At 66.7% G+C, this 12896-nt stretch carries 15 protein-coding genes; 5 read left to right on the top strand and 10 right to left on the bottom strand.

Annotation, left to right across the window (positions count from 1 at the left end):
- The first annotated feature begins 2 nt into the window (after positions 1 to 2).
- Complete coding sequence (locus ACP7AR_RS14355) at positions 3 to 752, top strand: IclR family transcriptional regulator (protein WP_426187129.1); 750 nt, start codon at positions 3 to 5, stop codon at positions 750 to 752.
- A gap of 117 nt (positions 753 to 869) precedes the next feature.
- Entirely contained in the window at positions 870 to 2066 is a 1197-nt protein-coding gene (locus ACP7AR_RS14350) for a 4-hydroxybenzoate 3-monooxygenase (protein ID WP_426187127.1), read from the top strand.
- 2 nt (positions 2067 to 2068) lie between these two features.
- Here ACP7AR_RS14350 and ACP7AR_RS14345 read toward each other — a convergent pair whose 3' ends face one another.
- The 3 genes from ACP7AR_RS14345 to ACP7AR_RS14335 all read right to left on the bottom strand — a co-directional run bounded on the left by ACP7AR_RS14345 (position 2069) and on the right by ACP7AR_RS14335 (position 4985).
- Entirely contained in the window at positions 2069 to 2626 is a 558-nt protein-coding gene (locus ACP7AR_RS14345; protein WP_426187773.1) for a Dps family protein, read from the bottom strand.
- Between the two features lie 193 nt (positions 2627 to 2819).
- On the bottom strand, positions 2820 to 3641 hold the full coding sequence (locus ACP7AR_RS14340; protein ID WP_426187125.1) for a tryptophan-rich sensory protein: 822 nt from the start codon (positions 3639 to 3641) through the stop codon (positions 2820 to 2822).
- Positions 3642 to 3671: 30 nt separating this feature from the next.
- Positions 3672 to 4985 carry a serine hydrolase domain-containing protein gene (locus tag ACP7AR_RS14335; RefSeq protein WP_426187123.1) on the bottom strand — a complete coding sequence of 438 codons (1314 nt, stop codon included), beginning with the start codon at positions 4983 to 4985 and terminating at the stop codon, positions 3672 to 3674.
- Between the two features lie 69 nt (positions 4986 to 5054).
- On the opposite strand from ACP7AR_RS14335, the gene ACP7AR_RS14330 reads away from it, so the two are divergent.
- Together ACP7AR_RS14330 and ACP7AR_RS14325 are read left to right on the top strand one after the other, a co-directional pair.
- The gene (locus ACP7AR_RS14330; RefSeq protein WP_426187121.1) at positions 5055 to 5369 is read left to right on the top strand and encodes a DUF2470 domain-containing protein; all 315 of its coding nucleotides are present in this window, start codon (positions 5055 to 5057) and stop codon (positions 5367 to 5369) included.
- A gap of 46 nt (positions 5370 to 5415) precedes the next feature.
- A complete protein-coding gene (locus ACP7AR_RS14325; protein WP_426187119.1) occupies positions 5416 to 6063 on the top strand; it encodes a heme oxygenase (biliverdin-producing) in 648 nt (215 codons plus the stop codon).
- On the opposite strand, the gene ACP7AR_RS14320 is transcribed toward ACP7AR_RS14325, so the two are convergent.
- Positions 6060 to 7451, bottom strand: a complete 1392-nt coding sequence (locus ACP7AR_RS14320) for an ATP-dependent DNA helicase (RefSeq protein WP_426187117.1) — start codon at positions 7449 to 7451, stop codon at positions 6060 to 6062. The genes ACP7AR_RS14325 and ACP7AR_RS14320 overlap by 4 nt on opposite strands.
- Positions 7452 to 7572: 121 nt before the next feature.
- Here ACP7AR_RS14320 and ACP7AR_RS14315 point away from each other — a divergent pair, with 121 nt between their 5' ends.
- A complete protein-coding gene (locus tag ACP7AR_RS14315; RefSeq protein WP_426187115.1) occupies positions 7573 to 8631 on the top strand; it encodes a hypothetical protein in 1059 nt (352 codons plus the stop codon).
- A gap of 4 nt (positions 8632 to 8635) precedes the next feature.
- Here the strand turns inward: ACP7AR_RS14315 and ACP7AR_RS14310 are convergent, their stop codons facing one another.
- From ACP7AR_RS14310 to ACP7AR_RS14285, 6 genes are all read right to left on the bottom strand, one after another.
- Positions 8636 to 10642, bottom strand: a complete 2007-nt coding sequence (locus ACP7AR_RS14310) for a cytochrome c oxidase assembly protein (protein WP_426187113.1) — start codon at positions 10640 to 10642, stop codon at positions 8636 to 8638.
- A gap of 78 nt (positions 10643 to 10720) precedes the next feature.
- Complete coding sequence (locus tag ACP7AR_RS14305) at positions 10721 to 11008, bottom strand: HU family DNA-binding protein (protein ID WP_033105720.1); 288 nt, start codon at positions 11006 to 11008, stop codon at positions 10721 to 10723.
- A gap of 363 nt (positions 11009 to 11371) precedes the next feature.
- Positions 11372 to 11677: a 30S ribosomal protein S14 gene (rpsN, locus tag ACP7AR_RS14300; protein ID WP_259064002.1), complete on the bottom strand. Its 306-nt coding sequence runs from the start codon at positions 11675 to 11677 to the stop codon at positions 11372 to 11374.
- Positions 11678 to 11679: 2 nt separating this feature from the next.
- The gene (rpmG, locus tag ACP7AR_RS14295; protein ID WP_036280872.1) at positions 11680 to 11850 is read right to left on the bottom strand and encodes a 50S ribosomal protein L33; all 171 of its coding nucleotides are present in this window, start codon (positions 11848 to 11850) and stop codon (positions 11680 to 11682) included.
- Complete coding sequence (rpmB, locus tag ACP7AR_RS14290; protein WP_426187110.1) at positions 11850 to 12086, bottom strand: 50S ribosomal protein L28; 237 nt, start codon at positions 12084 to 12086, stop codon at positions 11850 to 11852. The genes rpmG and rpmB overlap by 1 nt, the downstream gene beginning before the upstream one ends.
- A gap of 147 nt (positions 12087 to 12233) precedes the next feature.
- Positions 12234 to 12896: a DNA-3-methyladenine glycosylase gene (locus ACP7AR_RS14285; RefSeq protein WP_426187108.1), complete on the bottom strand. Its 663-nt coding sequence runs from the start codon at positions 12894 to 12896 to the stop codon at positions 12234 to 12236.

Here is a 12896-nt window from a genome sequence, read left to right as displayed (position 1 = left end):
GCATGGCGAACTCCCGCTCCGGCGACTCGATGACCGATCGGATCGTGCGCGTGCTCGACACGTTCACGACCGAGCGCACCATGCAGACCGCCACTGAGATCGCCGCGCGAACCGGACTGCCGGCATCCAGCGCGCATCGCATCGTCGGCGACCTCGTCGCGGCGGGCCTGCTGGAGCGCGATGAGGACAATCGCATCCGTCTCGGCATGCGATTGTGGGAGCTCGCCCTGCGCGGCTCGAGCGCACTGCGACTGCGCCAGGCCGCATTGCCGCACATGGAACGCGTGCAGACGCTGATCCGGGAACACACCCAACTCGCCGTGCTGGAGCACGAGGAGGCGCTCTTCCTCGAACGACTCTCACACCCGGATGCCGGCGCCAACATCACGCGCGTCGCCGGCCGACTTCCGGTGCACGCGTCGTCGTCCGGTCTCGTGCTGCTCGCCCATGCCGATCCTCCGATTCGCGAGCGTGTTCTCGCCGGGCCGTTGCGTGCCGTCGCCCGAGAGACGGTGACGGGTGCCGCCACCCTGCGCGCGATGCTCACGACGATCCGGCGGCGCGGGTATGTCGTCGCTCCGGGATCCATCGAGGCGGTCTCCACCGGGGTCGCGGTTCCGGTGCGCGACCACGGCGAGGTCGTCGCCGCCCTCTCGGTCGTGCTGCCACGCGACAGCGCGACAGCCGCGGCGATCGACGCATTGCTCGACGCAGCAAGGGCGATCGAGAAAGATCTCAACCGATCGCGCTGACTTCCATTCAACGAGATTCGTGTCAACTGAGAGACCTGCGCGCTGCACACTGGTCGACAAGCGGATGATGAACGTCGCCCGCTCGGAACCCTGCAGAACCCCGTCGAAGGAGACGCCATGAGCGCAGCCGCACCGCAGGCTCAGAAGATCCGCACCAGGGTCGCGATCGTCGGAGCAGGGCCTGCCGGCCTCATCCTCTCCCACCTGCTCGCGGACGCCGGCATCGATTCGATGGTGATCGATCAGCGCTCCCGCGACGAGATCGAATCGACGATCCGCGCCGGAATCCTCGAGCAGGGCACCGTCGACCTGCTCACCGCGATCGATCCGAGCACCCGTGTCAACACCGTCGGCCATCGGCACGATGGCATCGAGTTGCGGTTCCAGGGCGAGGGGCATCGCATCGACTTCCCCGGCCTCGTCGGTCGCAGCGTCTGGCTCTACCCGCAGCACGAGGTCCTCAAGGACATGCTGGCGCTGCGCCTCAGCGCGGGCCAGGACCTGCGTTTCGGCGTCACCGCGACCCGCATCGACGACGTCGAGACCGACAGCCCTCGCGTATCGGCGACCACCGCTGAAGGAACGAAGCTCACGATCGAGGCCGACTTCGTGGTCGGCGCTGACGGCTCCCGCTCGGTCGTGCGGCCGGCTGTCACAGGCTCGTCGACCGGTGGCTTCTTCCGCGAGTACCCGTTCGCGTGGTTCGGCATCCTGACCGAAGCGCCACCCTCTGCCGAGGAGCTGATCTACAGCAACTCACCGAACGGCTTCGCACTGATCAGTCAGCGCAGCCCCGAGGTGCAGCGGATGTACTTCCAATGCGACCCTGATGCCGACCCCAGCGCTCTGAGCGAGGAGCAGATCTGGGAGACGCTGCAGTCGCGCGTGCCTGGCACCACCCTCAAAGAGGGCACGATCTTCCAGCGGGATGTCCTGCGCTTCCGCAGCTTCGTCGCGCACGAACTGCGCCACGGACGAGCAGCACTCGTCGGCGACGCCGCCCACACGGTACCCCCGACCGGGGCGAAGGGGATGAACCTCGCCATCGCCGATGTCGTCCTGCTCGCTCGCGCCCTGCGCTCGCTGCTCAACGAGAACGACGAACGCCTCATCGACGGATACGCCGAACTGGCATCTCGTCGCATCTGGAAGGCGCAGCACTTCTCATGGTGGATGACGAGCATGCTGCACACCGCTCCGGACGCGAGCGAGTTCGACCGACTCCGGCAGACGGGAGAGCTTCGGTCCGTCGTCGACTCCGAGGCGGGCCGGACGTTCCTCGCCGAGGCCTACACCGGGTGGCCGCTCGAGTAGTCCTACTTGGCTGCGGGCTTACGGTTCTCCGCGCTCACCATCCATGCGAACTGCTCGAGCTTCTCGATGACCGCGTGCAGGATGTCGGCGCTCGTGGGGTCTGCCTCATCGACGTCGTCGTGCACGTCGCGCATGGTGTGCACGACGGCTTCGAGTCGGACGGTGATCAGGTCGACGGTCTCCGTCGTGTCGATCTCGCCCTGAGGATACTCGGGGAGAGTGGTGGTCGCCGCGACGACGTCGCTTCGACCGTCCGGGACGGCGTGCAGCGCACGCATCCGCTCGGCGACCGTGTCGCTGAACTCGCGCGCGGCCTCGATGATCTCGTCGAGTTGACGGTGCGTATCGCGGAAGTTGCGACCGACCACATTCCAATGCGCCTGCTTTCCCTGAAGCGAAAGCTCGACGAGGTCGACCAGCACCGCCTGCAGGTGCGCACTGAGCTCCTTGGGCGCGACGAAGCCCTTCTCGGCATTCTGTCGACGCGTGCTCTTCTCGCCCGTTCCGCCACGTGCGCTCTTCTGGGTTGCCTTGGGGCTTGACGTCTTGTTCGTTGCCATCATGTTCCCGACGCTAGCCGCGACCGGCCGGCGCCGCCCAGGGGCTTGACAACCCCGACCGGAAGAGAAAGCTCGCGGCTCACTCCAGGAGCCGGTCGGCTGAGCGCGCGATCTCAGGGTGCAGCACGTCCGCAGCCGACAGGATGCCGCGCACGCCGCCGATGCGGAACGTGGCTTCCTGGGAGGAGCGTGATCAGCCCCCGACGCGAAGTCCATCTTCTGCACTGACCCGCGCCAGGCGTGCGCGGAACCGCCACGCCGTCACGGCGAGCACGAGGACAGCCAGGATGACGGCCGTGGCCGCGACGGCCGGCGCCGCCGGGTCTTCCGACCAGCGTCCGACCGCGATCCAGACCAACCCCCACGCTGTCGCCACGGCCGGCGCCCACCGGCCGCCCCGCCACGCGGTGAACACGGCGACGACACCGGCGACGATGAGCGTGATCATCCCTGGGGTCCCCGGCGCCTCTGCCCACTCGTTCATCCCGACAGCCGCGAGCCAGGCTGCCAGATTCGCGGCGGCCGCGACAGTCACCCACCCGAGATACAGGCCGATCATCCCGTCGACGAGCACGATCTCGGCTATCGTGCCGCGCCGCGGCCGACGGCACGCTCGCACGAACGTCACCAGCAGCACCCCGAGCAGGATCACGATGATCACGAACGACTCCGCGATACGCCACGCCTGCACGCACATGATCCAGACGGCATTCAGAAGAGCGGATGCTGCGACGCCGTAGCCGACAGCGCGATGAAGCGGCTTCGCCCCCTGCGAGGGAACCAGCTGCCAGAGTGCGTACCCGACCAGCCCCAGATAGATGACCGACCAGATCGCGAACGCGAAACCGGCGGGTGCCAGCACCGTGGCGTCTGCGGCGAACGCGCCGCCGGCAGCCTCCGGCATGGGTGTGCCGCCGAGCAGCCCTGACCCGAAGACCGCAGCGATGACGGCGCCCGCGACGGTCAGTGCGACGACGATGCGGCGGACGCGATCAGACTTCTCCGTCTGTGACATGCCCCCACATTAGACGGGAGCTCGAGGCGGCTACTCCCCCGCCGGCGGCGTGGCGCAGATGGCCCTGTCGGTGATGGCCTGGTGATACTGCTCTGCTGTGAACGGCAGACCGAACTCCGGCGCGGTCTGACCGCTCGCCGCAGGTGCCTTCGATGCGATCGCGGCGAGTTCCCATGCGAGATAGGCAGCGGGCGAGCCCCCCGCCGTCGAGTTGTTCAGCACGACGGCGACGGTGAAGCCGGTCTCCGGGTCGGAGTACGCCGCGGTCGCATAACCCGGGGTCCAGCCGTGCTGACCGACGAGCGGGCCGACCATGTAGGCGCCTCCCGTGGCCTGATACCAGGACTCGGCCTTCGGCGACACAGGCAGCGGCGCCGAGAAGCGGCCGGGTTCAGCACCCTCGTCCCGCAGCGCCTGCCGCGATGTCGCCTGAACGTAGCGACCCAGATCATCGATCGTGGAGACGACCCCGGAATCGGTGAAACCCGTGCTCGAGGACAGCACCGTGATGTCAGAGGGTGCCGTGCACTCGAATCCGCCCTCGATGGCCGGCAGATAGTTGCCGCTGAGTGCGATGTCGCCCGGAGTGGCCGCTTTCGAACCCGGGAGGGATGTTCCGGCGAGGTCGAGCGGCCGCGTCACATACTCGGCGATGAGCTCGGAGGCGCTCTTTCCGGATGCCCGCTCCAGCGCGAGTCCGAGCAGCAGGTAGCCGGCATCCGAATCGCGATAGGTCGTACCCTGCGCGACCGGATCAAGCCCGAGACCGAACGACGCCAACTCCAGCGCCGGCCACACCCGCTCGGGGGTGTTCAGCCACATCCCCTTCACCGCTGCCTCGGAGGAACCGACGCCACTGGTGCCGTTGCAGAGGTCGAGCAGCGTGATGTCCTCGAGGTGCGCGACTCCGGAGACGTACTCGGGAACCGAGGCGTCGAGTTCGACCACATCGTCATCGACGAGGCCGTAGAGGACATCGCACGTCATCATCCGTGTGACGTCCGCGATGCGGAAGGTCATGTCTGTCGTGATCTCGGTCTGATCCTCGACGGACTGCGTGCCGAGGCCGGTGACCCAGGTGCCGCTCCACGGCACCCACACCCCGACGATCGCGCCGGTCGCGCCGGTCGTGACCATCGCGTTCTCGACGGCTGCCTGCAGTTGAGCTGCGGTCTCGTCCGGCAGAGCGGCGTCGACCTGCTCGGGTGGGGTGTAGGAGAAGGAGTCCTCTGGGGAACAGCCGGTGAGGACGAGCGCGAGCGCAGCAGCGCCTGCGGCGGCGGCGCGCCAACGGCGCGACGAGACAAGGTGCATGAAGATGACTCCCGGAAGATCTGTGCTCACGAGTCTAAAGCGCACATCCTGAAACACATCATCCGTGACGGCGACATCAGGCAGACGTACAGTGATGACGTGCCTCACATCTTCGAACCCGACGTCGTCGCCGCCATCCTCCGACACATGAACAACGACCACGTCGAAGACAACCTGCTCATCGCTCGCGCCTTCGCCACGGCATCCGACGTCGAGATCACGAGCGCCGTGATGACGGACGTCGACGGTGACGGCGGCTCCTGGCAGATCACGCGCGCCGGCATCCCGGAGGAACTGCGTGTCGCGTGGCCGAGCGGGCAGATCTCCGAGCGTGCGGCTGTGCGCCGCGAGGTCGTGGCGCTGTACGACGCCGCGTGCGAGAGGCTCGGCGTCGAGCCACGCCCGCACTCCTGACAGATCCGCACTTCTCCTAAGGTTAGGTTGCCCTTACACTGTGGGCATGGCTGAAATCCTCTCCTTCTCCACCGCACTGCGTGAGCGATCCGCTGGCTCGCACTCACGCAGCGAGCACGCCGGCTTCATGTCCGACCTGCTCAAAGGCGACGGCTCCCGTGAGGACTACATCTCCCTCGTCGCGCAGCACTACTTCATCTATGCGGCTCTGGAATCGGTCGGCGAGCGCATGCGCAAGGATCCGGTGGCTGCGGTCTTCATCAGCGACAAGCTGACCCGCCTTCCCGCGCTCGAAGCCGATCTCGAATTCCTGCTCGGGCCGCAGTGGCAGGGCAGCATCACCCCGCTTCCGACGACCCAGCGCTACGTCGACCGCATCAACGAGGTCGGCGCGACCTGGGTGGGCGGATTCGTCGCACACCACTACACCCGATACCTCGGCGATCTCTCCGGCGGCATCTTCATCGGACGCGTCATGCAGCGCCGGTTCGGCTTCGAGACCAACGGCGTCGGCTTCTACCTGTTCGACGACATCGCCGACCCCAACGCGTTCAAGGACGTCTACCGCGAACAGCTGGACGCCGCGCCGTGGGACGACGCCGAGCGCGAGCGCGTCATCGACGAGGTGCTGCTGGCGTACCGGTTCAACACCGAATTGTTCCTGGACCTCGACCGGGCCAGGACCGCAGCCTAAGCCTTGACCTCTGGCGTCGACGCCCTCTCCCACGCTTCGCGCATGAAGCGGCGCACATCCTCATCGACCCTGATGTCGCTCGGGCGGAGGGGACGAGAGAGGTACAGCCCGTCCAGCGAGGTCAGCCGCGACAAGGCCACATAGGTCTGTCCTGGTGCGAACGCCCCGCCGCCGAGGTCGATGACCGCCCGGTCGTACGTCTTCCCCTGCGATTTGTGGATCGTGACGGCCCACGCCAACCGCAGCGGGAACTGCAGGAACTCCGCGATCACATCACGGCTGAGGGTCTTGGTGTTCTGATCGTACGAGTAGCGGAACCTCTCCCAGACCGCAGGCTCGACGTCGACATCCTCACCGTCGATCTCCACCCGCACCGACCCGCCGAGGATGCGCTTCACTGTGCCGATCGTGCCGTTCACCCAGCGCGGAGGCTCGCCGGTCATCGAGACGTCGTTTCGCAGGAACATGACCTGGGCCCCGATCTTGAGCTTGAGCTCGGCATCGGCGGGATATGAGGCGTCTCCTCGTCCGAAGTCGCCGTTGATCTCGGCCCTTGCGGTCTGCTCCTTGCCTGCGAGAGCGGCGAGGTGGCGACGATTGATGTTGTTGACGATGTCGTTGCGCGTCGCGAGCGTGATCATCGGGACCTCACCCGGCTCCGGATCGGGAGGCGTACGCGCACCCTGATCGTTCAGCACTTTGGCGATCTCCGCCGTCACCCGCCCGTATCGCACCGCGTTCAGCATCGCCTTGAATCCGTCATCCGACTGCCGGTGGATCTGCACCAGCTCGCGCACGTGCAGCTCCGCGCCGTGCCGGCCGAGATCGATGAGTCCGTCGGACTCGCCCATCGTCGCGCCCGCCCACACCTTCGCGTCGAAGAACCAGAATGATCGGTAGTGATCCTGCACGTAGCGCAGCTCGTCGCCGCGCGGCGGCACGGGTGCGAGCTGGTACGGGTCGCCGAACATCACGACCTGCACGCCGCCGAACGGCTCTGCCCGCCGCCCTCTGGCCTGGCGCAGGGCCCTGTCCATGCCATCCATGAGGTCGGCGTTCACCATCGAGATCTCGTCGATGACCAGAGTGTCGATGGCGTTGAGGATGCGGCGAGTGGCATCGTTCTGCTCGATCTCACTCTCGGCGATGAGGCCGATCGGAAGACGGAACAGCGAGTGGATCGTCTGCCCCTCGACATTCAGCGCAGCGACGCCGGTCGGTGCGCAGATCGCGATCTGCTTCTCGGTGTTCCAGGCGAAGTACTGCAGCAGCGTGGATTTGCCGGTTCCGGCGCGGCCGGTGATGAAGACGTGCTCCCTGGTGTCCTCGATGAGACGGAACAGCTCCTGCTGCTCGGTGGACAGGGCGGGGACAGACACGACTCTCATGGTACGTGAGCGTCGAACGTCACGATCCCGAACGTCACGATCCCGAACGTCACGATCCCCGAGCCTGTCGAAGGGTCGCGACGCTCGGCACTGTCTCAGGCCGCTCTCCTAGACTTGCGCCATGGATCAGCCCCAGCCGACGTCGCCCCGGCGCCGCCGCCTCTGGGTGGATCTCACAGCACTGGCGATCATCGGCGTTCTCCTCATCGGTGCGATCGGCGCCGGAGGGGCAGCGCTGTACAAGGAGTACTACGGCCCCGGGGCCTTCGTCACGCGGTATCTCGATCTGCTGGCATCCGGTCGCGCCGCCGACGCACTTCGGGTTCCTGGCGTCGCCATCGATCGCGCCACCCTCGAGGAAGCGGCGATCGAGGCCACGGCATCCGAGGCGCTGCTGCGCCAGGCGGCGCTCGCGCCGCTCACCGAGATCGACGTCGTCGAAGAGGTGACGCTCGACGGCGTCACGTCGGTGACCGTGTCCTACGTCGCCGGTTCCCACCCTGGTACGAGCACCTTCGAGGTGAAGCAGGACGGCTGGGTGGGCGTGACCCCGAACTGGCGGTTCGCCCGCACGCCTCTCGCTGCAGTGTCGCTCAACGTCCTCGGCGCCGACAGGTTCGCCGTCAACGGGTTCGAGATCGATCGTCGCCAGGTGTCATCCGCCGGGGTGGAGGCGGCCCCGCTGGACGCGCTGCCGATGCTCGTGTTCACCCCAGGCGTCTACTCGGTCACGGTCGACACCGCGATCTCGACCTCCCCGGGCGTCAGCATCCTCGCCGACTCTCCGCTCACCCAGACCCCTGTCGATATCCAGACGGAGCCGACAGAGGAGTTCCTCGCGGTGGTGCAGACGCGCGTCGAGGAGTTCCTCACTGAATGCACCACGCAGCAGGTACTGCAGCCGACGGCCTGCCCGTTCGGACTCGAGGTGCAGAACCGCATCGCGAACCTGCCGACCTGGACGATCACGGCGCAGCCGAAGGTCACTGTCGAACCGGACGGCGCGCAGTGGAAGATCCCCGCGACCGACGCCGTCGCGCACATCGAGGTCGACATCCGCTCGCTCTTCGACGGCTCGATCGAGCACGTGTCAGAGGACGTGCCGTTCCGCGTGAACGGGACGATCTCCATCCTCCCTGACGGGTCAGCATCGATCAGGGTCGGCTCCGCGGGGGCGTGAGCCGTCAGCCCTCCCTGGCTTTCTGACGAGCATCGCGATCGGCGAGGGCCGCGAGCTGGGCGTTGTACTCCTCGAGCTCTGCGTCGCCGGTGCGGTCAGCGTGGCGATCGTTTCGCCGCTGCACCTTGGTGTCGTCGCGGCTCCACTGGATGGCCACGGTGATCGCGACGATCAGGGTGGGGATCTCGCCGATCGACCATGCGATGCCACCGCCGAGGTACTGGTCCTCCATCGGCGTCGGGCCCCACGTCCGACCCATCGACCCGAACCATTCGGCGACCATGAGCCCCTCCTGCATCATGATCGCGATGCCGAAGAACGCGTGCATCGCCATGACCGCGATCAGGGTGATCAGCCTGCCTGGGTACGGCAACCGGTACGGGACGGGGTCGACGCCGACCAGGCTCATCACGAAGAGGTAGCCGGTGATGAGGAAGTGGATGACCATCCATTCGTGCCCGAGGTGCTCGTACATCGACCACCGCACGAGATCGGTGAAGTAGAACGCCCACAGCGAGCCGATGAAGAGCCCCGCGGCGACGAACGGATGGGTGATGACCCGCGAGAACGGCGAATGCACCGCCCACATGATCCATTCACGCCCTCCACGGGTGCCGTCGTCGCGCTTGTGGATCGCGCGCAGCGCCAGGGTGATCGGCGCTCCGGAGACCAGCAGCAGCGGTATCGCCATCGTGAGCATCATGTGCCCGAGCATGTGGACGCTGAAGAGGTAGTCCTGGTACAGGTTGATCGGTCCGCACGTCACCCAGACGAGCATGATCAACCCGAGAACCCAGAACACCGTGCGATGGATCGGCCAGCCGTCGCCGCGACGGTGCATGCGCCAGACGCCGGCGAGGTAGAAGAACAGACCGAGGGCCGCGCCCATCGCCCAGAGGATGTCGACGTCCCAGCCGGCGAACCACATGTCGATGGTGAACTCGGGCGGAAGCGGGGAGTCGGTGAGCAGTTCGGCGGGCGTCTTCAGGATCGCGGCGGTCTCTCCGGTCGGAGGAGGCGTGCGCGCGAGCGCCGCGGCCGCACCGGACGCCAGTCCCATCAGCGCGACCTCGCAGAGCACCAGCATCCAGAACCAGCGCGATGCGTTCTCGCCGCCGAGGCGGGGGATCAGGCGCGCGCGATACCAGGCACCCAGCAGCCCCATGCCGCCGAGCAGCACCACCTTGGCGAGGATGATGAGGCCGTACGGCGTCCATAGTCCGTCCCAGCCACCGAGCCCGACGGTGGAGCGCATCACACCGGACACCGCCACGACGAAGAACGAGGCGATCGCGAGCGAGGAGTAACGGCGCACCAGATCTGTGTGATCGATGCCCTTCGCGCGGCGCAGCACGACAAGTAGGAACAGGCCGCCCAGCCAGACGGCGGCGCCGACCGTGTGCAGAAGGATCGAATTGACGGCGACGACGTGCCCGGCGAGCTCGCCGGAGTGCCCCTGGTTCGCCATCGGGAGCAGTGCCGCCGCGGCGATGCCCGCGGTGATGAGGGTGGGAGTCCAGCTGCGCCACGCGAACGCGAGGATCGTGACCAGCGCCCCCATGATCGTGGTGATCAGCCATGCCTGACCGAGGGGCAGCGTGAGCAGGAAGCGGCCGAGCTGCTCTCCGAACTGCTGCTCGAGGCTGAGTTGCACGTTGAACGCGCCGAGGAAGGTCAGGAACGCTGTCACGGCGGAGGAGACGGTGAATACGGCTGCGCCGATGGATGCCACATCCAGTGCCGTCTCGAACGACTTCTCGCCGGCCCGCAGTGCGAACAGGGCGAGAACCATCGAGCCGATCATGACGGCCGCGCTGAGGTTGTTCACCAGCCGCGCGGACGGAAGCCCCCAGCGCACGAAGGCGCCCGGATCGCTGAGCAGCAGAGGAGCGGCTCCCCCGCCGAACTGCAGGGCGACCACCAACGCGATGACGGCCGTGACCGCGAGGATGCCGACACCCGCCGCACGGTACGCCGACGAGCGTGTTGTGCGCAGGTCGGGAGAAGTCACCCTTCCAGCCTAAGCGCGCACGGCCGGAGGAAAGCACGAAGGCCGCCCCCTGAGGGACGGCCTTCGAAAGGAGCGGTCTTACTTGACGGCTGCCTTGAGCTTGGAACCAGCGGTCACCTTGACGCGCTTGCCTGCCGGGATCTTGATCTCGGCGCCGGTCTGAGGGTTGCGGCCCGTGCGAGCTGCGGTGTCGACCTGCTCGAACGAGATCCAGCCCGGGATCGAGACCTTGCTGCCCTTGGCGACAGCGTCGGAGACGGTGCCGAAGAGAGCGTCGAGGACACCGGAGACGGTGGCCTGGCTCTGGCCGGTGGCGCTTGCAATGCTCGCGACGAGCTCGGTCTTGGTGATGGACTTGTCAGCCATGTCATCCTCCAGCGACAAAGTGTCGCATCGTTGTGGTTCGGGAAGCGGATGCCGCCCGCTGGTCGAGTGACCGCCTCGAATGTATCAACCACTGCCCGCATTTCCGCGTCATTTCGCGGGTTTTGGGCTTTTCACCCGCGTGTCGTGTCACTTTGGTCACTCTGTTCACAGATTTCGCTTCGCCTTACCCGCATCGATGGGAGGTTCTCGCACGTTCCGAACACCTCGCACGAGCGAAAAGCTCCCATCGACCTCAGTTGCGACGCCCGGGCACCTCACGTCTACGCCGTCCGCAGGGGCGGCAGAGGCCGGGCACGCAAAAGGAGCGAGGATCCGAAGATCCTCGCCCCTTGAAAGCGTTGCTTACCAGCTCGACTTGGTGATACCGGGCAGCTCGCCACGGTGTGCCATGTCGCGGAAGCGCACACGCGAGATGCCGAACTTCGTCAGCATGCCACGGGGGCGGCCGTCGATGGCGTCACGCGAACGCACGCGCACCGGCGAAGCGTTGCGGGGCAGCTTCTGCAGGCCGAGACGAGCGGCCTCGCGGGCCTCGTCGGTCGCGGTCGGGTCGACCAGGGTCTTCTTCAGCTCGGCACGACGGGCAGCGTAGCGCTCGACGACGACCTTGCGCTGCTCGTTGCGAGCGATCTTGCTCTTCTTCGCCATGTTTAGCGCTCCTCGCGGAAATCGACGTGCTTGCGGACGACCGGGTCGTACTTCTTCAGCACGAGACGGTCGGGGGTGTTGCGACGGTTCTTCTTGGTCACGTACGTGAACCCAGTGCCTGCCGTCGAACGCAGCTTGATGATCGGACGGATGTCCTGAGACTTCTTGGCCATTAGAGCTTGACACCCTTCGACTGGAGGTCCTTGACGACGTTCTCGATGCCGCGGACGTCGATGACCTTGATGCCCTTCGCGGAGACGTTCAGCGTGATCTTACGACCGAGCGACGGCACGAAATAGGTCTTCTTCTGCACGTTCGGGTCGAAGCGACGCTTCGTCCGGCGGTGCGAGTGCGAGATGTTGTGACCGAAGCCGGGAACAGCTCCTGTCACCTGGCACACTGCTGCCATGTGATTACTCCTTCATTACCGTGAGACCGGACGGCCTCACCCAAGATCCCTTGTCTGCGCGCCGCACCTGGATCCGAACCCTGCTCAGGGATCGAATAGAGGGAGACAGCACACGAACTACGCACAGGAGTGTGCGCAGACAAGGAGTCAGTTTAGCACGGCCTGAGCATCGGCCGCGCCCCGACCCCAGCGGAACGACGAGACGGAGGGATCGCCCTCGATCCAGAACCTCCAGGGGAACGCGTGCGTCCCTGCGACGCCCGCCACCCCGACGCGCGGTCCTGTCGCGATGTTGAATCCGCCTTCCGCCAACCACAGTTCGGCAGTGGCGTCGTGCAGCACGGCTCCGGTGATCGCGTCGATACCGTCATGAAGCGGATGCCGCAGGCCGGACACCTGCCCGAACCGGCCAGGCCCCCTGGCGAGGTCGCGCCCCGATCTTCCTGACCGAGTGGTCGCAGCCTCCACCCCGTCGACGACGGACCCGGCGCGCAGCAGCACACCACCGGCGATGCCGTCAGGTGCGCACACGACGTTGACGCAGGAGTGGATGCCGTGACTGAGGTACACGTACAGGTGCCCCGGCTCGCCCCACATCGTCGCGTTGCGGGCGGTTCTGCCCATGCGTGCATGCGACCCGGGGTCGGCCAGCTCGCCCGTGCCGCGGCCGTGATAGGCCTCGACCTCGGTGATCCGCAGCCGCACCTCGAGGCCGGCGACCACCGTGCGCAGCTCTCCTCCGAGCAGTCTCGGTGCGACCTCGAGCGGCAGGGCCTCGAGATCGGTACGGGTCGCGCGATGCAGCGTCAT

Origin of the sequence: Microbacterium sp. TWP3-1-2b2 (assembly GCF_049896145.1) — a bacterium.
Classification (GTDB): domain Bacteria; phylum Actinomycetota; class Actinomycetes; order Actinomycetales; family Microbacteriaceae; genus Microbacterium.
This window is presented reverse-complemented; position numbering and strand designations above follow the sequence as displayed.